Origin of the sequence: Xanthobacter sediminis (assembly GCF_043195015.1) — a bacterium.
Taxonomy (GTDB): domain Bacteria; phylum Pseudomonadota; class Alphaproteobacteria; order Rhizobiales; family Xanthobacteraceae; genus Xanthobacter.
On the sequence record NZ_JBAFWH010000001.1, the window covers coordinates 1 to 15685 of the forward strand.

At 70.7% G+C, this 15685-nt stretch carries 22 protein-coding genes; 18 read left to right on the forward strand and 4 right to left on the reverse strand.

What is annotated here, in order from left to right:
* Positions 1–1392, reverse strand: a 1392-nt coding sequence (locus tag V5F61_RS00005) for an ATP-dependent nuclease (RefSeq protein WP_393990601.1), incomplete at its 3' end; no start/stop codon positions are given.
* Positions 1393–1687: 295 nt separating this feature from the next.
* On the opposite strand from V5F61_RS00005, the gene V5F61_RS00010 reads away from it, so the two are divergent.
* The 4 genes from V5F61_RS00010 (at position 1688) to V5F61_RS00025 (ending at position 4092) form a co-directional block, all read left to right on the forward strand.
* Complete coding sequence (locus V5F61_RS00010) at positions 1688–1876, forward strand: hypothetical protein (RefSeq protein ID WP_393990600.1); 189 nt, start codon at positions 1688–1690, stop codon at positions 1874–1876.
* 140 nt (positions 1877–2016) lie between these two features.
* Positions 2017–2247 (forward strand): hypothetical protein, encoded by a 231-nt coding sequence (locus V5F61_RS00015; RefSeq protein WP_393990599.1) that lies wholly within the window; start codon positions 2017–2019, stop codon positions 2245–2247.
* A gap of 3 nt (positions 2248–2250) precedes the next feature.
* On the forward strand, positions 2251–2787 hold the full coding sequence (locus V5F61_RS00020; protein WP_393990598.1) for an HK97 family phage prohead protease: 537 nt from the start codon (positions 2251–2253) through the stop codon (positions 2785–2787).
* 33 nt (positions 2788–2820) lie between these two features.
* Positions 2821–4092: a phage major capsid protein gene (locus tag V5F61_RS00025; protein ID WP_393990597.1), complete on the forward strand. Its 1272-nt coding sequence runs from the start codon at positions 2821–2823 to the stop codon at positions 4090–4092.
* A 944-nt stretch (positions 4093–5036) separates the two neighbouring features.
* Here the strand turns inward: V5F61_RS00025 and V5F61_RS00030 are convergent.
* Positions 5037–6032: a lytic transglycosylase domain-containing protein gene (locus tag V5F61_RS00030; protein WP_393990596.1), complete on the reverse strand. Its 996-nt coding sequence runs from the start codon at positions 6030–6032 to the stop codon at positions 5037–5039.
* Positions 6033–6850: 818 nt separating this feature from the next.
* Positions 6851–7756 carry a S1 family peptidase gene (locus tag V5F61_RS00035; RefSeq protein WP_393990620.1) on the reverse strand — a complete coding sequence of 302 codons (906 nt, stop codon included), beginning with the start codon at positions 7754–7756 and terminating at the stop codon, positions 6851–6853.
* Positions 7757–7828: 72 nt separating this feature from the next.
* Between V5F61_RS00035 and V5F61_RS00040 the strand changes: the two genes are divergently transcribed.
* Genes V5F61_RS00040 through V5F61_RS00085 form a run of 10 tightly spaced genes read left to right on the forward strand, consistent with a single transcriptional unit; the run spans position 7829 to position 11565 of the window.
* Positions 7829–8386: a head-tail connector protein gene (locus V5F61_RS00040; protein WP_393990619.1), complete on the forward strand. Its 558-nt coding sequence runs from the start codon at positions 7829–7831 to the stop codon at positions 8384–8386.
* A complete protein-coding gene (locus V5F61_RS00045; RefSeq protein ID WP_393990618.1) occupies positions 8383–8706 on the forward strand; it encodes a head-tail adaptor protein in 324 nt (107 codons plus the stop codon). The genes V5F61_RS00040 and V5F61_RS00045 overlap by 4 nt, the downstream gene beginning before the upstream one ends.
* The gene (locus tag V5F61_RS00050; RefSeq protein WP_394103989.1) at positions 8703–9011 is read left to right on the forward strand and encodes a hypothetical protein; all 309 of its coding nucleotides are present in this window, start codon (positions 8703–8705) and stop codon (positions 9009–9011) included. The genes V5F61_RS00045 and V5F61_RS00050 overlap by 4 nt, the downstream gene beginning before the upstream one ends.
* Positions 9008–9229, forward strand: a complete 222-nt coding sequence (locus V5F61_RS00055; protein WP_394103990.1) for a hypothetical protein — start codon at positions 9008–9010, stop codon at positions 9227–9229. The genes V5F61_RS00050 and V5F61_RS00055 overlap by 4 nt, the downstream gene beginning before the upstream one ends.
* Entirely contained in the window at positions 9226–9447 is a 222-nt protein-coding gene (locus tag V5F61_RS00060) for a hypothetical protein (RefSeq protein ID WP_394103991.1), read from the forward strand. The genes V5F61_RS00055 and V5F61_RS00060 overlap by 4 nt, the downstream gene beginning before the upstream one ends.
* Entirely contained in the window at positions 9444–9863 is a 420-nt protein-coding gene (locus V5F61_RS00065; RefSeq protein WP_394103992.1) for a DUF3168 domain-containing protein, read from the forward strand. Before V5F61_RS00060 ends, V5F61_RS00065 begins: the two co-directional genes overlap by 4 nt.
* 22 nt (positions 9864–9885) lie before the next feature.
* Complete coding sequence (locus V5F61_RS00070; protein ID WP_393986834.1) at positions 9886–10293, forward strand: phage major tail protein, TP901-1 family; 408 nt, start codon at positions 9886–9888, stop codon at positions 10291–10293.
* A gap of 14 nt (positions 10294–10307) precedes the next feature.
* A complete protein-coding gene (locus V5F61_RS00075) occupies positions 10308–10655 on the forward strand; it encodes a gene transfer agent family protein (protein ID WP_393986835.1) in 348 nt (115 codons plus the stop codon).
* Positions 10652–10906: a rcc01693 family protein gene (locus V5F61_RS00080; protein ID WP_393987118.1), complete on the forward strand. Its 255-nt coding sequence runs from the start codon at positions 10652–10654 to the stop codon at positions 10904–10906. Before V5F61_RS00075 ends, V5F61_RS00080 begins: the two co-directional genes overlap by 4 nt.
* Entirely contained in the window at positions 10903–11565 is a 663-nt protein-coding gene (locus tag V5F61_RS00085; RefSeq protein WP_393986836.1) for a phage tail tape measure protein, read from the forward strand. Before V5F61_RS00080 ends, V5F61_RS00085 begins: the two co-directional genes overlap by 4 nt.
* 256 nt (positions 11566–11821) lie before the next feature.
* On the opposite strand, the gene V5F61_RS00090 is transcribed toward V5F61_RS00085, so the two are convergent.
* Positions 11822–12133: a hypothetical protein gene (locus V5F61_RS00090; protein WP_393986837.1), complete on the reverse strand. Its 312-nt coding sequence runs from the start codon at positions 12131–12133 to the stop codon at positions 11822–11824.
* A 700-nt stretch (positions 12134–12833) separates the two neighbouring features.
* On the opposite strand from V5F61_RS00090, the gene V5F61_RS00095 reads away from it, so the two are divergent.
* The 4 genes from V5F61_RS00095 to V5F61_RS00110 are packed head-to-tail and all read left to right on the forward strand — an operon-like array spanning position 12834 to position 15554.
* On the forward strand, positions 12834–13568 hold the full coding sequence (locus V5F61_RS00095) for a hypothetical protein (protein WP_393986838.1): 735 nt from the start codon (positions 12834–12836) through the stop codon (positions 13566–13568).
* Positions 13552–14193, forward strand: coding sequence for a phage distal tail protein, Rcc01695 family (locus tag V5F61_RS00100; RefSeq protein ID WP_393986839.1), 642 nt, complete (start codon positions 13552–13554; stop codon positions 14191–14193). Before V5F61_RS00095 ends, V5F61_RS00100 begins: the two co-directional genes overlap by 17 nt.
* Positions 14194–14220: 27 nt before the next feature.
* The gene (locus tag V5F61_RS00105; protein ID WP_393986840.1) at positions 14221–15111 is read left to right on the forward strand and encodes a DUF2163 domain-containing protein; all 891 of its coding nucleotides are present in this window, start codon (positions 14221–14223) and stop codon (positions 15109–15111) included.
* Positions 15108–15554, forward strand: a complete 447-nt coding sequence (locus V5F61_RS00110) for an NlpC/P60 family protein (RefSeq protein ID WP_393986841.1) — start codon at positions 15108–15110, stop codon at positions 15552–15554. Before V5F61_RS00105 ends, V5F61_RS00110 begins: the two co-directional genes overlap by 4 nt.
* Positions 15555–15685 lie beyond the last annotated feature (131 nt).

A 15685-nucleotide genomic window follows, 5' to 3' on the forward strand; every position in this document is an offset into this window, starting at 1 on the left:
CGCTGAGCCAACCAATTTTCTGGCGGCGCCTCGCCCGGATTTATCGTCATCAAACAAAAATAGTGTTTTAGCAGATGGTGAGAGGCCGCCCTGTTCTAGTATTGCAGATAAAAGAGCTTCTGTAGTTTGCGGAGTACCGCTCAGCGGTTTGACTCCGATGCGATCATTGAGTTTTAATCTTTCGAGGGATTGTTCAAATATCGCAACGTCATGCTTTCCTTCGACGAAAAGAGTTGGTGTTCGAAGTTTTTGAATTTCAGCGCGCAAAAATTCTGCTTCTTTTTCCTTTTCCCTTAGTGCATCTCGTTGAACTCCTAACTGTCGAATTACAAATGGAAGTTGCAGTAATCCTGCTTGTTCCATTCTGCGTTCGGCTTCTGAAATATCGTCAATCATCGTGGCAGCATTAGAGGGCTCCATTACTCCTTTTTCATCCGGAATTTGCTTTGTAATAAAGTATCGGCGTACAGTTCCATCTTCATAGTCTGTATTTGCAAGATAAAATGCGGGCGAGTGGCTGGTCACAAATACCTGAGTGTCTGGTCTTGTAGCAAAGGCTGCAAACCTTTTCGCCTCAATTTCTGCGGCGCCGAGATCAAGTGAGTTTTCTGGCTCCTCGAAGCCCCATAAAAATATTTTCTTCCTACTCTCTTTTTCATTGATAAAGCGGATAAGTTCAGGAAGGTGCCGGGCCTTAATCCCGTCTCCCTTCTGTCTCAACATTGAGTGACCGTCTGTGCCGTGTGCAAAGTCAAGATTTCGAAATAGTCTACTCATCTCCGTGGGTGGTGCAAGAGCTGCCGGTGCCCCAAACAGATCTGTCAGTTGCTGCGATAGGCTTGCCGTCTGGCCAGCGATCGCCTGCACAAACTGAGTCGTGGCATTTCGCAGAATCTCGGTCTCCGAGGCCGCGCCATACATGCGCTCAATTAGGTCAGCGTAGACATTGAGGTCTTTGATTGCTGGAATGTAAGTGAAGTCAATGTCATTCATGAACCGTGTGAGACGTGCTTGTTTCCCCGGTGTATCCATTGCGGGAAATACCGTCTCAGACATGCCGCCGTCACGGTTCCATTGCCTCTTAATCGATATCTCAGAGCCAAGGGCTTTCTTATAATTTGACGGTAATTCAAAATTTATCTTAATCCAAATGATCTGTTTACCCTTTGCATCTCTTGCTTCTTGCTTTCGCCTATCCGACATATCTAGGTCGAAAGCCAGATGTTGACCTGGGTCAATCTGATTATTGAAAAATAAATTTAAGGCGCGTAACAGGTTTGATTTTCCACTGTCATTTCTACCAAATATTACATTTAAATCACCGATCTTGTTAAGCGCGGCATCGTAAAGAGAGCGCAGATAATTTATCTCGATCCTCTTGATTAGCTTCATTTTGGCCCCCAAACCTACCGCCTTGGATCATTGGCCCGCCTTGGCTCGAATCACCAATAAGCAGCTACCGCATCTCATATAAACACTCGGATCGCGAGAAGATTGCAACCAATGACTGCTGCGTTCAGGATCATCTGCCGCTTTATGTGTAGCTGCTGTATGCTACCTCGCCCATAAGCAGCGGGTCCGGTTTCGGCCCCACCGTCAGCATACAAGACAAGCCGGTGACATGCGCGAAATCGGGCGTTCCGACTTTTATTTATGGGTCCATCCCCCACCCCCGCGAGGCCCCACCATGGATACCCTCATCCGCAGTTTTGCCGAGCGGGGCGATCTGGCGCATTTGGCGTTGTTGGTGTGGGCGCTTTCGGCTTCGCTCGCGTTCTGGCGGGTGCTGGGGGAGCTCTCCCGCGCCACGCGGCGGTTCGATGATTTCATCCGCGAGCTGGCCAGCTTCAACGCCCGATACGACGACCAGGGCTGACGCCCCGCGCGACTGACGCGCGCCCTCGCAGCCCCACGCCCTCGCAGCCCCGCGCCCCTACGCCCCCGCCGCTCCCGGCTCGCCGGGCGCGCGGGCGCCGGCCTTTCAGCTTCATCCGCCCCATAGTCCGGAGACATTCCATGCGTGCTCCTTCCCAGAAGGCGCCGGCGCCGCGCACCCGTGCGGCCGGCGGCGCCCCTTCGCGCGCCAAGGCCAGTGCCAAGGCCCCCGCGCGCAATGCGCAGGCTGCCCCCCGTGGCGCCGAGAGCGCCGCCACCGGCGCGCCACCCGTGTTCCGCGCGTTCATCGCGACCCTGGAGAAGCTGGACCGGAGCCGCCGCCGCGCGAAGCCGGCCGGCGCGGAGGGCTGAGGCATGGCGGAAGCAAGCTTCCTCACCCCGCCGCCCGCCGCCGGCTTCGCGGTGGAGGGCTATGCCTGCCTGTTCGGCGTCGCCGATCTCGGACGCGACATGGTGCTGCCCGGCGCCTTCGCCGAGAGCCTCGCGCGCACCGGCGCCGCCGGCGTGCGCATGCTCTACCAGCACGATCCGGCCGAGCCGGTGGGCGTGTGGACCGAAATCCGCGAGGACGCGCGCGGCCTTCTCGTGCGCGGCCGGCTTTCCACGGCGGTGGCGCGCGGGCGCGAATGCGCGGCGCTCATCGCCGAGGGCGCGCTCGACGGCCTCTCCATCGGCTTCAAGGCGGTGGAGGCGCGCACCGATCCGCGCACGCGGCTGCGCCGGCTGTCGCGCATCGACCTGTGGGAGGTCTCCATCGTCACCTTCCCCATGCAGCCCGGCGCGCGCATCGCGCCCGTGGAGCCGCCGCTGGCCGAACCCGCGCTGGCCGAAGCCACGCTGGTTCTGGCCGGCGCCGCGCGGCGGCTGCGGGCGCAGCTCGCTGCCCGCTGATCTTTCTTCCCCTTCCCAACCGAGGACCCCTCCATGCCGAACGCCCTCAGCGCCCCCGAGACCAAGGTGGCCGCCCCGGAGCTTGCGAACCCGGACCTCGCGGGCCCGCAGGCCCGCGCCGCCGTGGCCGATTTCCTTTCCGCCTTCGAGGCCTACAAGGCCGCCAACGACACCCGCCTCGCGCAGATGGAGCGGCGCGGCGCCGATGCCCTGACTCTGGAGCAGATCGCCCGCATCGATGCCGCGCTCGATGCCCAGCAGGCGCGGCTCGACGCCCTCGCCACCAAGGCCCGCCGTCCCGCCCTGGGGGCGCCCGAGCGCACGGTGGCCGAAAGCGCCCACGCCGGCGCCTTCGACACCTATGTGCGCCACGGCGAGGCCGGCGGCCTCAAGGCGCTGGAGGCAAAGGCGCTGTCCTCCGGCGCCGGGGTGGACGGGGGCTATCTGGTGCCGGTGGAGGTGGAGAGCGAGATCGGCCGGCGGCTCTCCGCGCTCTCGCCCATCCGCGCCATCTCCACGGTGCGCGCCATCGGCGGCGGCACCTATCGCAAGCCGTTCATGACCTCCGGCCCCGCCGCCGGCTGGGCGGCCGAGACGGCGGCCCGCCCGCAGACCGACGGCCCCGTGCTCGCCGCCCTCGATTATCCGGCCATGGAGCTTTATGCCATGCCCGCCGCCACCCAGGCGCTGCTCGATGACGCCCAGGTGAACGTGGAGGAATGGCTGGCCGCCGAGGTGGAGACCGCCTTCGCCGAGCAGGAGGGCGCGGCCTTCGTGAGCGGCGACGGCGTGGCCAAGCCCAAGGGCTTCCTGGCCTATGAGAAGGCACCGGAGAGCGCCCACGCCTTCGGCAAGGTGGGCTATGTGGCCACCGGCGCCGCCGGCGCCTTCCCCGCTGATGGGGCGGGCGACCGGCTCATCGAACTCGTCAATGCGCTGAAGGGCGGCTACCGGCAGAATGCCGTCTTCGTCATGAACCGGCGCACCCAGTCCGCCGTGCGCCGGCTGAAGGACGAGAACGGCAACTACCTGTGGGCGCCGCCGCCGGTGGCGGGGCAGGGCGCGAGCCTGATGGGCTTTCCGGTGGTGGAGAGCGAGGACATGCCGGATATCGCAGCCGATGCCTTTCCCCTCGCCTTCGGCGACTTCCGCCGCTTCTACCTGGTGGTGGACCGGGCGGGCGTGCGGGTGCTGCGTGATCCCTTCTCGGCCAAGCCCTACGTGCTGTTCTACACCACCAAGCGCGTGGGCGGCGGCATCATGGACTTCGACGCCGCCAAGCTGCTGAAGTTCGCCGCGAGCTGAGGCAGGGGGGCGGCGGCGCGGATTGCGCGCCGTCGCCCCGCTGGGCATTGGCCTTCGTCGCCTGCGCTTTTGCCCGGTGGGGGACCGGGCGGCATACGGGTGCCGCGCGTCCCTTCGCCGCCGCCAAGCCGCTCAAGCTCGCCGTGAGCTGAGGCGGGGGCGACGGCGCGGATTGCGTGCTGTCGCCCGGTGGGCATTGGCGTTCGTCGCATGCGCTTTTGCCGGGTGGTGGACCGGGTGGCATGCGGGTGCTGCGCGATCCCTTCGCCGCCGCCAAGCCGCTCAAGCTCGCCGTGACCTGAGGCGGGGGGCGACGGCGCGGATTGCGCGCCGCCATCCGGTGGGGCCGGCCTGGCGTGTTCGGCACAGTGCTGCCCACGCCATTTTTCCGTTGCGGCGCTTCTGCCTCTCGCTTCCGGTGCCACGCCGTGGGGCCGTCGCGAACGGAGCCTCGCGGCATGGCGCGGCCGATCCGGTGTTTCACTGTCGCTTGCCGGCCGACGCGCAGGGCTCACGCCGTTCATGGTGGAGGTGGCGCATCGGGGATCTGCGCGTGCGAAGGGGCTCTCCGTCGCGGTGGCTCACACCAAAGGCCCGTGAGGCTTTCTCAAGGGGTGCTGGTCCGCACCCGCGCGGCGCCGGTCGAAGACCGGGGCAACGGCACAAGCGGCGGCTGGCACCTGCCGCCGTCCCTTCCGCGGCGCGGCGGATGGAGCGGAGGTGGCCACGAGCCGGGACGGGCGCGTGCCCCATCGAGCCCGCTGGAGCCTTTCGGGATATTGGGGCCCCTTATCCGCGACTGCCGCCGCAATGCGCTGGGGGCCGTGTCGGTGGCACCGGCCGGCGTCCTGCCACGCATCGCGTGGTGGCGGTTTGGGGCATTTCCGTGTGAACAGAGCCGGCGGCACCAGTGCTGTCCGGCCGCACCGTCTGCCGTCCGGCGATCAGTTCGGCAGCACGATGCAGGGGCCGCCGGCCTTGCGCAGGCGGCCGCACAGGGCGTTCGCCTCGGCGCGGGTCTGGGCCGGCAGGCGCACGCGGTAGAAGGTCCGCGCGCCGCGCCCCGCCATGCGGGTGGCGACGATGACCGGCACCGCATCGCCGAACACGGACTGGTATTTCTCCGCCGCCCGCCGGAAGGAGGCGAGCGCGAGGTCTTTCGAGAAATTGCCCGAAACCTGCACGCCCCAGGGCGCGAACAGGGTGTTGGGCCCGGCTTCCGGCGCGGGTGTCCCCACGCGCAGGGTGGCGAGGGTGGTGAGGCAGGGCGCATCCGCTTCGCGAGCGGGCGCCTCGCCGCGCCGCTTCAGCGTCGCCCAGTCCTCGGCTGTGCGGCCGGTGATGAGCCGCACATAAGTGCGGGTCTCCTGCGGCAGGCCGCCGCCGGCCAGGAAGCCGGAAACCCGTCCCGGCCCCGCATTGTAGGCCGCCGCCGCAAGGCCCAGGTTGCCGAACTGGCGCTCCAGGTCCGCCAGCAGCGCCGCCGAGGCGGGAATGGCCTCCTCGGGATCGAACGGATTGGCAAGACCGCGCTCGCGGGCGGTGCCGGGCATGAACTGGGCGATGCCCTGGGCCCCCGCGCGGCTCACCACATGGGGCCGGAACGAGCTTTCGCGCCAGATGAGCCGCGTGAGGAAGGCCGCCGGCAGCCCGGATTTCGCCGCCGCTCCGTCGATGAGACGGCACAAGGCGGCATCGATGCTCTCTCCCTGCCGCCCGCCGCTGGCGTCCTGTGTCGCGGGGGGCTGGACGGCCTGTGTTCCTGCGCCCGCACCGTCTCCGCTGGCCGGTGGCGCTGGCGCCTGCGCCTTGGCAGGTGCGACCGGCTTGATCGAAGTAGAGATGGCCCCGCCGGGGCCGGCTCTGCCTTCGTTCGCAGCAGCGGAGTTTCCCGATGCCTCCCGGCCTTCAGAAGCCACAGCAGCTGTACCGCGCGGCACGCCGGAGGAGGGTCTCGCCTGGCCGGAGCTGCCGGCCGCCGGAGATGCGCCCTCACCTGCTGCCCCGCTTGCGGAGGAGACCGGCCGCTGCTGTTCCGGAGCAGGAGGCGTGCCATTGCCGCCGGTTGCCCGGCCGGCGCGCGTCTCGCCACCCATGCGTGGCGGAGACGGTTCGTTCAGAGCAGTGGCGGCCCCGCCGCCATCCGCGCGGCCTCCACTCGTGGCTGCGGCGGATGTTTCTAAGGCCTGCCCGTTTCCGGAAGCCGTGGCAGCTGTGCCGTGCGCGCCGGGGGAGGGGGCTGCCTGACCGGGGGTACCGGCCGCCGGGGATGCGCTTTCAGCCGTCGCTCCACTTGCGGAGGAGGGGCGCTGCTCCCCCGGTGTGGAAGGGGTTCCGGCGCCGCTGCTCGCCCGGCCGGTTTGCGTCTCGTCTCCCGGCGCGCCACTGATGCGCGGCGGAGAGGGCTTGGCCGGAGCGGGGACGCTCCCGCCTTCTCCCGCGCCGCTTTCGCTTGCGGCTGCGGTGGGGCCGCCGCCCGGTGCCGCGGGGGTGGCAGCCGCCGGGGATGCGCTTTCAGCCGTCGCTCCACTTGCGGAGGAGGGGCGCTGCTCCCCCTGCGAGAGAGGTGTCCCATCGCCGCCGGCTGCCCGGTCCGGGCGTGCGTCGCCGCCAGCCTCGGTGTCGATCCGCTGCGCTTCCGGCTTCGCCGCCTCGCGGACGAGCAGCAGCCCGGCGCCGGCTGAAAGCAGCAGCATGCCGGCCATCATGGCGCCTCGGCGTGCTGCCCGTCTGAGGAGGGGCGACGCCGGTGCCATGGTCAGCGGCCGAGGGGGCTGCCGAGGGCGGCGGCCGTGGCGGTGATCCAGTCCCGGTGGAGCGACACCAGCGTCACGCCCGTGACGCCGCCGCAGCCGCGCGCGCCGCCGGGCCCGGTGGCCCAGCCGATGACGCCCGCCACCGCCTCGCCCTGGAAGGCGGGCCCGCCGGAATCGCCGGTGCAGGCGCCGGCCGTGCCCGCAGGCGGGGCGAGGCGCACCATGATGCCGCCGGTGGTGCCGATGGAGGGCAGGCGCACCGCGCGCAGCGTGCCCGCGCTCTTGGTGGCGCCCTCGGCGGTAACGCCGAAGCCGGCGAGGGTGAAGTCCGCCCCCTTGGGCGGCAGGCCGTCGGCATCGGTGAGCGCCGCCGGCCGGAAGCGGCCGGGCAGGGGCTCCGAGAGCTTCACCAGCGCGAGGTCCGGCGTGGGGCGGCGGGTGCGGAACTGGTCAGCACTGAAGCGCGGATGAACCGCAACCCGCGCGGCCGGGAACAGCTTGGGTGGCCCGTCGTCCACGATGGCCACCGCATAGTCGGCCTCCGGCTCCACGCAGTGCGCGGCGGTGAGCAGCAGGTCCGGCGCCAGCACCGTGGCGGTGCAGGCCGCCCCCCGCGTGGAAACCAACATGGCCGCGTGGGCCGCGATGCCGGCCCCCGCCGGCGCGCCGCCCACCATGGCGCGGGCCGGTAGGGCGCCAAGCGCCGAGATGCCAAGCAGCGCAGAGACGCTGAACGCGCGAAGGATCGCCGGCGCGCCACGAGCGGCCAAGGTCCCGAAGGAGGCCAAGGCTTCAAGGGCGGCCGAGGCGCCAAAGGCAGCTCGGGCGGTCAAAGCCGCCTGGGTACCAGAGGCGGCTTGGGCGGCGAGGCCGGAAAGGGACGCGCGCAGGGTACGAAAGCCGTTCATGCGCGCGTTCTGCCGCTGCGGCCGCGCAGCGTCAATGCCTTCGCGCGCCTTCACCCGATAAGGAGAACGAGCATGGCAGAACTTCTCGCCGGCCCCACCGCCGAGCCGCTGACCCGCGCCGAGGCCAAGGCCTTCCTGCGCATCGACCATGACGATGAAGATACCCTGGTCGATGCTCTGGTCGCCGCCGCGCGGCGCGCCGTGGAGGCCGCCACCGGCCGCGCGCTCTTGGCGCAGACCTGGCGCTTCACCCGCGCGGGGTGGCCGCTCAGCGGCGTCATTCCCGCCCCGGTGGCGCCGGTCTCGGCCATTCTTACCGCCGAGGTGCGCCTGCCCGGTGGCGGCACCCTCGCGGTGCCCGAGGGCGCGCTGCACCTGAGGGCCGATCGCGCGCCCGCGCTCATCCATGTGGATGCCTCCCGCGTGCCCCAGGCCGGGCCGGGCGGCATCGCCATCACCGTCAAGGCCGGTTACGGCGCCACGGCGGCCGACGTGCCGGCGGACCTGATGCAGGCGGTGCGGCTGGTGCTTGCCCACTTCTACGAATACCGCGACGGCTCGGGCGAGGCGCAGGCGCTGCCCGCTACCGTGGCGGCGCTGCTTTCGCCCTACCGTCTGGTGCGGCTGTGAGCGTGGCGGCGGCCCTGCGCCACCGCCTGGCGCACCAGACGACCGTGGACGTGTCCGACGGCGTCGGCGGCATCACCCGCACCTTCATCACCGTGGACATGCTGTGGGGATCGGTGGAGGTGGTCTCGACCGAGTTCGGCCTCGGCGAGGAGCGCCCGCGCGCGGCCCAGGTGATGCGCATCACCGTGCGCGCGCCCAACACCGTCGTGGTGGGCGATCGGCTGCTCCTGGGCGCGCGGGTGTTCCATGTGGAGGCGACGGGCGACGCCGACGGGCGCGGGCGCCTCACGCGCTGCCGCTGCCGGGAGGAACAGCCATGAAGACGTCCTTCACCGCAAGCGGGGCTGAGGGGCTGGCCGCGCGCCTCGCCGCCCGCGCCCTCGCGCCCGCCGCGGAGGCCCTCGCCGCGGGGGCGGCGAGCGACCTTGCCGCGCGGATCACCGCCGCCACCGGCGTCGCGCCCCTTTCCGCCGGCACGCCGCAGCGTCCGGTGCTGCGTGTCGCCGATCCGGCTGTGCTCGACCGGGCGCGGGGCGATGCCCTGCACGAGGGCGACCCGGTGCTCGACCGGTTGCGGCTCGAATTCGCCCGCGGCCGCGCCCCAACCGCGAAGGAGGTTCCGTGAGCCTGCCTGTGACCAGCCCCGCCCTGAGCCTGCGCAGGGCCATCCCCGCGGTGCTCTGCGCCGATGCCACGCTGCTCGGCGGCCCGCGCGTCCACGACGTGCCGCCGCGCGATGCGGACTTCCTTCTCCTGGCCCAGGGCGACGGAGACCCGGAGCTCGGCCGGGTGCAGCTCGATTTCACCCGTGGCCGAGCCCCGGCCGGGAAGGAGATACCGTGAGCCTGCCTGTGACCAGCGCCGCCCTGAGCCTGCGCAGGGCCATCCCCGCGGTGCTCTGCGCCGATGCCACGCTGCTCGGCGGCCCGCGCGTCCACGACGTGTCGCCGCGCGATGCGGACTTCCTTCTCCTGGCCCAGGGCGACGGAGACCCGGAGCTCGACCGGGTGCAGCTCGATTTCACCCCTGGCCGCGCCCCAACCGCGAAGGAGGTTCCGTGAGCCTGCCTGTGACCAGCCCCGCCCTGAGTCTGCGCAGGGCCATCCACGCCGCGCTCTGCGCCGATGCCACGCTGGGCGCGCTGCTCGGCGGCCCGCGCGTCCACGACGTGCCGCCGCGCGATGCGGAGTTTCCCTTCGTGGCCCTGGGGGAGGCGGTGGTGAGCGACTGGTCCACCGCCACCGAGGCGGGCAGCGAGCAGTCGCTCACCCTCCATGCCTTCTCCCGCAGTGGCGGGCGGGCGGAGGCGTTCGCCCTCGCCGCTGCCGTGGGGCAGGCGCTGCACGATGCGCCGCTGGCCCTCGACGGCCACCGCCTCGCCAACCTGCGCGCCACCACGTGCGAGGTGGTGCGCGAGAAGGACGGGCGCACCTTCCACGCTCTGGTGCGGTTCCGCGCCGTCACCGAGCCCCTGTGACGAAACCCGAGGGAGACTTCATATGAGCGCGCAGAAGGGCAAGGACCTGCTGCTCAAGATCCACGACGGCACGGCCTATGTGACGGTGGCGGGCCTGCGCTCGCGCACCCTCGCCTTCAATGCCCAGAGTGTGGACGTGACCCATTCCGAATCCGCCGGCCGCTGGCGCGAGCTGCTGGACGGGGCGGGCGTGAAGCGCGCCGGCGTCTCCGGCTCCGGCGTGTTCAAGGATGCGGCTTCCGATGCGCTGGTGCGGCGGATGTTCTTCGACGGCACGCTGGCCTCGTGCCAGGTGGTGGTGCCCGATTTCGGCACCCTCACTGGCCCCTTCCAGGTCACTGCCCTGGAAATCGCCGCCGAGCACGACCGCGAGGTGACCTTCGACCTGACGCTGGAAAGCGCCGGCGAGATCGCCTTCGCAGCGCTCTGAAAGGGGAGAGGCCCATGGCCAATGCAAGACGCGGCGAGATCGACGCCGTCATCGAGGGGCGCCCGCGCACGCTGGTGCTCACCCTGGGGGCGCTGGCGGAGCTGGAGGATGCATTCGGCGCCGCCGACCTCATGGCGCTGGCCGAGCGCTTCGAGCGCGGCCGCCTCGGCGCGCGGGACGCCGCGCATATCCTGTGCGCGGGCCTGCGCGGGGCGGGAGAGGAGGTGAGCCTCGCGGAGGTGGAGCGCATGCGCGTGGAAGGCGGGGCCGCGGGCTTCGTGCGCATCGTCGCCGCGCTGCTCGCGGCCACCTTCGGAGCGGGTGAGGCCGCCGGCCCCCCTCAGCCGCCGCAGGATGCCTGAAGGGCGGCTCGCCCGCCGCCACGCCCCCGGCCTTCCCCTGGGCGGAGGCGATGGGGCTCGGGCTCGGCATCCTGCGGCTTTCGCCGGACGCGTTCTGGCGCATGACCCCGCGCGAGCTCGCCTGCGCCGCCGGGGCGCTGGCGCCGCGCGCCGCCCCGGCCCTGGGGCGGGCGGATCTCGCGGACCTCATGGCCCGCTTCCCCGATGCGCCGGCCGGCGCCACACGCCATGACACAGGAGCGCGCCCATGACTGAGACCGTCGACATCGCGGTCGCCGTGGACACCCGCGAGGCCAGGGCGGCCTTCGGGGAAATGGAGGTTTCCGCCAGGGGGCTCGCGAGCGCGCTGGGCTCGGCCTTCACCGGGCTCGCGGTGCAGGGCAAGGACCTCGGCGCCGTCATCGAGCAGCTCGGCACGCGGCTTTCCAGTATCGCCCTCACGGCGGCGCTGAAGCCGCTGGAGAACGGGCTTTCCACCCTGCTTTCCGGCGCCGCCGGCAGTCTTGCGGGCGGGCTCGCCTTCGCGCGCGGCGGGGTGATCGCGGATGGCACGGTGCTGCCCTTCGCCAAGGGCGGCGTGCTGGCGGGCGGTGGGCCGCCCCAGGCGGGCGAGCCGTTCGGCGGGGCGCGCGTGCGGCCTTTCGCGCGCGGCGGGGTGGTGGCGGCGCCCACCTACTTTCCGCTTGGCGGCGCCGGCTTCGGGCTGATGGGGGAAAAGGGGGCCGAGGCCATCCTGCCCCTGACGCGCGGCGCCGACGGCAGCCTGGGCGTGCGGCAGGCGGAGGGCGGCGCACGCGCCCAGGTGACGGTGAACGTGGCGACGCCGGATCTCTCCGCCTTCCGCCGCTCGGATGCCTATCTCTCGGGTCTCGTGGCCCGCGCCGTCTCCCGCGCGCAGCGGGGGGCATGAGGCGCCTCGCGTGCACTTCGGGGGCTGCGCAGGCGGGACAGGCGAGGGCGGCGACACGGCGTGTGATCCACGCGCCGGAGGCACGACAGCCGCTCGGGTCCCTCCTGGAGGCGTTTTGCTCGCGCGAACTGATTCCACCTGGCGCGCAGATGCTTCAGATCATGCCCGGCAGGTACATGGGCGCCGGGCAGGCCCTGAGGTTTTGTTCACTGCGTGGCCGGGTGCCGGCGCGTGGCTCACTTTCGCCGGCTCTCCTTCAGCGTGCCTGCTTCCACGGATCGGAAGAGGATGTCTGCGTATCGCCGCTGGCGTTGCCGAGGGCCGTCCCGGAATTGCCGAAGGACGAGTTGCGGGAGACGCCGGTGCCGCTGGCGCCGTCCGCCTGCACAGCGCTGCGCATGCGCACGCAGGTGTCGGAGCCGGGCATCCGCACGAAGCCGTCGCCGAGCGATGCGCAGGGGGAGGCGCTGGCCTTGGCGGAGCCGGCGCTTTGCGCCTGCACGCCAGAGGAGAGACCGGCCGCCGCGCACAGGGCCAGGACCGCGAGCGCGAATATCCGCGCGCCCACGCGGCGGGTTCCAGTAGAGGGCGACCGCGATTTCAGCGGCGCGGAGGGAAGCGGCAGGTCGCGAGATGGCATGGGATGAAAGCCCTGGAATGGACGCTTCCGGGGACGATGGCGCGCCGCGCGGCCGGTTTTCGTCCTCGGCGCGGGGACTATGGCACAGCCGTTCGGCCGCACCAATGCTGCCCCAGCGCGAGGCCAGCCTAAGTCGGCGCTGAAAATCGCGCTTCGCTCCGCGGGGTAGTGCGAGGCCCGATTCCGGCGCGCCGGCAGGGGCGGGCCGGAACGCCGTTCCCCACCGATGAAGATGCCTTTGGCGAGGGCCCCGCCCGGCGTTGGGCCGGCGTCCAGCGGGCTACCTTCGGTCGCGGATTGGCAAATGCACCCCGCGGCCCCCTTGGTGGCGCCGGCCGAGCGGTGTGGACGGGGAACAGAACGCCGCCCCCGGTGCCGGGAGCGTCTGGGCGCGGCCCCGCGTCTCGCATGACGGGGCGCCGGTCGGCCTCGGGCGATCACCCGAGGCGGTGTCTCACGCGGCGGCTTCGCCTCGGCAGGCGCCGGGGCAAGAGCGCCTCACGCCTTCGCGGGGGCGGCCTTCGCCTTGGAGGCGGCCTTCTTTGCGGGGGCCGGCTCGGCCTTCTCGGCCACCGGCTTCTTGGCGGCTGCGGCTTTCGCCACGGATGCCTTCTTCGGAGCGGCTGCCTTGGCCGGCTTTGCCGTCTCGGCTTCGGGCGCCGCTTTCACGAGCTCGGCCTTGGGCGCAGCGGCTTTGGCAGCCGGCTTCTTCGCTGCTGCGGGCTTTTCGGCGGGCGCCGCGGATGCCTTGGCTGCGGTGGTCTTCGGCGCGGGAGCCTTTTCGGCCGGCGCTTTCGCTGCCGGGGCCTTCACTGCCGGGGTCTTCGCCGCCGGGGCTTTCGCTGTAGCGGGCTTGGCAGCCGACACCTTCGCCGCGGGGGCCTCGGTCTTCGCGGCCTTGGCGGGCGCGGCGGCCTTGACTGCCTTGGCCGTGGACGCCTTGGCCGGAGTGGCGCTCTTCGCCGTGGTGGCCTTCTCGGCCTTCGCGGCGGCGGGCGCGCCTTTCGCAGGCTCGGGCTTCGCCGCCTTAACGACAGCGGGCTTCGCGGCGTCGCTCGCTGCGGCCTTGGCAGCGGGCTTCTTCGCGGTGGTCTTGGTGGCGGTGGTTTTCTTGGCTGCGGTCTTGGCGGCCGTGGTCTCGGGTGCCTTCTCGGCGGGGGCTGCCTTCACCGGCGCCGCTTTTTCCGCGGCCGGTTTTTCCGCAGCAGCCGCAGGCTTCTTAGAGGGCTTCGTAGCCATGCATCTGCTCCATCCTCAACGAGGCTGTCAAAGTCAAAGCGCCGCCTTCAACTATGTCAAGGCTGTTTCTATTGCTCCGGCTGAAGAAATGGGGATGAGGGGACCAAATGGCTGCCTTCCATGACGTTCTGTTTCCAACTGACGTCGCTCTCGGCGCTTCCGGCGGTCCGGAGCGGGTCACCGAGGTGGTCACCACCGCCACCGGGCGCGAGGAGCGCAACACGCGGCTGGCTGATTCGCGCCGTCGATGGGATGCCGGCTACGGGGTGAAGACGCTCGCCGCCCTGTCCGAGGTGGTGGCGTTTTTCGAGGAGCGGCGCGGGCGCCTTTATGGCTTCCGCTGGCGCGACCGGCTGGACCATTCCTCCGCGCCGCCGGGGCGCGCGCCGGGCCCGCTGGACCAACTCCTCGCCATCGCCGATGGCACCACCGCCGCCTTCAGCTTTTCCAAAACCTATGGCGCCTTCCACGCGCCCTATGCGCGGCCCATCGCGAAGCCGGTGGCGGGCACCGTGCGGGTGGCCGTGGACGGGGTGGAGCAGGTGGAGGGCAGCGCCTTCTCCACCGATGCCGCGGGCGGGCATGTGCTCTTCCTTCCGGGCCACCTGCCGCCGGCCGGCGCGGCCGTGACCGCCGGCTTCCTGTTCGACGTGCCCGTGCGCTTCGACACGGACTTCCTCGAGGTGAACCTCTCCGCCTTCGCTGCCGGGGAGATCCCGCGCATCCCGGTGATCGAGATCCGCCTGTGAACCTTTCCACCGCTTCGGAGAAAAGCCATGCGCAGCCTTCCTCCCGCGCTTGCCGACAGCCTTGCCGGCGGTGCCACCACCCTGTGCCGCGGCTGGCGCCTCACCCGGCGCGACGGCGTCGTGCTGGGCTTCACCGACCATGACCGGGACCTGCCGCTCCAGGGCCTCATGCTGAAGGCGGCCTCCGGCGTCGCCGCCTCCGAGAGCGCCGCCGCCGAGGGGCTGGCGGTCACCGGCGCCGAGCTCTCCGGCGCCCTCAGCGCCGATACCCTCACCGAGGACGACCTCGCCGCCGGGCTCTATGACGGCGCCGCCGTTGAGCTGTTCCTCATCGACTGGAGCGACCCGCAGGTGCACCTGCTGCTGCGCAGGGGCACCATCGGCGAGGTCAGGCGCGAGGACGGCCGCTTCACGGCCGAGATCCGCGGCCTTGCCGATGCCTTGAACGAGGCGCGCGGGCGGGTCTACGGCACGCGCTGCGACGCCGACCTGGGCGATGCCCGCTGCGGGGTGAACCTCGCCGCCCCGACGTGGTCCGGAGGCGGCACGGTGGACGCCGTGGAAGGCGCGCTGCGGCTGGCGGTGGAAGGGCTCGCGGCCTTCCCCGCCGAGACCTTCGCGCGCGGGCGGCTCACCTTCACCTCCGGCGCCAATGCCGGCTTCGCCACCGAGATCAAGGGCCATGCGGTGGAGGGTGGCCGCGCCCGGCTGCGGCTGTGGCAGCGCGCGCCGTTCGCGGTTTCCGTGGGCGACGCGGTGGCCGTGACCGCCGGCTGCGACCGGCAGTTCGCCACCTGCCGCGACCGCTTCGCCAATGCTGCCAACTTCCGGGGTTTTCCGCACATGCCGGGCAACGACTTCGTGGTCTCGGTGGCGGTGCCGGGCGAGGGCGGATACGATGGAAGCCTGCTGGCATGACGGCGCCGCTCACCCGCGTCGTTCTGGTGGCCGAGGCGCGCGGCTGGATCGGCACGCCCTATTGCCACCGCGCCTCCCTCAAGGGCGTGGGCGCCGATTGCCTCGGCCTGGTGCGCGGGGTGTGGCGCGCCTGCATCGGCCCGGAGCCCGAGCCGCTGCCGCCCTACGCGCCCGACTGGGCCGAAGCCGGACGCCGCGAGACCCTGGCCGAAACCGCCCGCCGCCACCTGCTGCCGGTGGAGCCCGGCGCGGCGCGCCCCGGCGACGTGGTGCTGTTCCGCTTCCGGGCCCATCTGCCGGCCAAGCACGCGGCCATCCTCAGTGGCGAGGACCGCATGATCCACGCCTATGACGGCATCCGCGTGTGCGAGAGCGCGTTCAGCCCCTGGTGGCGCCGGCGGCTCGCCTTCGCCTTCCGCTTCCCCGGCCTCGCCGATCCGTAGGGCGGATCGGCGCTGGAGGGGTGAGGGCGCGCCATCCATTCCCTCTCCCGCTCGTTGGGGGCAAGGGCGCGAGGCCCGGGGCTCAGATCCGGCGGCTCAGACCTCGCGCTTTCTTTCTTTCTCTTCAGCCC

What these genes read in the sequence shown, in the direction of transcription:
- V5F61_RS00035 (WP_393990620.1), bottom strand. Translation starts at nt 7,756, where the DNA reads ATGAACGGCTTTCGTACCCTGCGCGCGTCCCTTTCCGGCCTCGCCGCC.
- V5F61_RS00025 (WP_393990597.1), top strand. Translation starts at nt 2,821, where the DNA reads ATGCCGAACGCCCTCAGCGCCCCCGAGACCAAGGTGGCCGCCCCGGAG.
- V5F61_RS00105 (WP_393986840.1), top strand. Translation starts at nt 14,221, where the DNA reads ATGCGCAGCCTTCCTCCCGCGCTTGCCGACAGCCTTGCCGGCGGTGCC.
- V5F61_RS00110 (WP_393986841.1), top strand. Translation starts at nt 15,108, where the DNA reads ATGACGGCGCCGCTCACCCGCGTCGTTCTGGTGGCCGAGGCGCGCGGC.
- V5F61_RS00040 (WP_393990619.1), top strand. Translation starts at nt 7,829, where the DNA reads ATGGCAGAACTTCTCGCCGGCCCCACCGCCGAGCCGCTGACCCGCGCC.
- V5F61_RS00020 (WP_393990598.1), top strand. Translation starts at nt 2,251, where the DNA reads ATGGCGGAAGCAAGCTTCCTCACCCCGCCGCCCGCCGCCGGCTTCGCG.
- V5F61_RS00075 (WP_393986835.1), top strand. Translation starts at nt 10,308, where the DNA reads ATGGCCAATGCAAGACGCGGCGAGATCGACGCCGTCATCGAGGGGCGC.
- V5F61_RS00050 (WP_394103989.1), top strand. Translation starts at nt 8,703, where the DNA reads ATGAAGACGTCCTTCACCGCAAGCGGGGCTGAGGGGCTGGCCGCGCGC.
- V5F61_RS00015 (WP_393990599.1), top strand. Translation starts at nt 2,017, where the DNA reads ATGCGTGCTCCTTCCCAGAAGGCGCCGGCGCCGCGCACCCGTGCGGCC.
- V5F61_RS00070 (WP_393986834.1), top strand. Translation starts at nt 9,886, where the DNA reads ATGAGCGCGCAGAAGGGCAAGGACCTGCTGCTCAAGATCCACGACGGC.
- V5F61_RS00085 (WP_393986836.1), top strand. Translation starts at nt 10,903, where the DNA reads ATGACTGAGACCGTCGACATCGCGGTCGCCGTGGACACCCGCGAGGCC.
- V5F61_RS00010 (WP_393990600.1), top strand. Translation starts at nt 1,688, where the DNA reads ATGGATACCCTCATCCGCAGTTTTGCCGAGCGGGGCGATCTGGCGCAT.
- V5F61_RS00100 (WP_393986839.1), top strand. Translation starts at nt 13,552, where the DNA reads ATGGCTGCCTTCCATGACGTTCTGTTTCCAACTGACGTCGCTCTCGGC.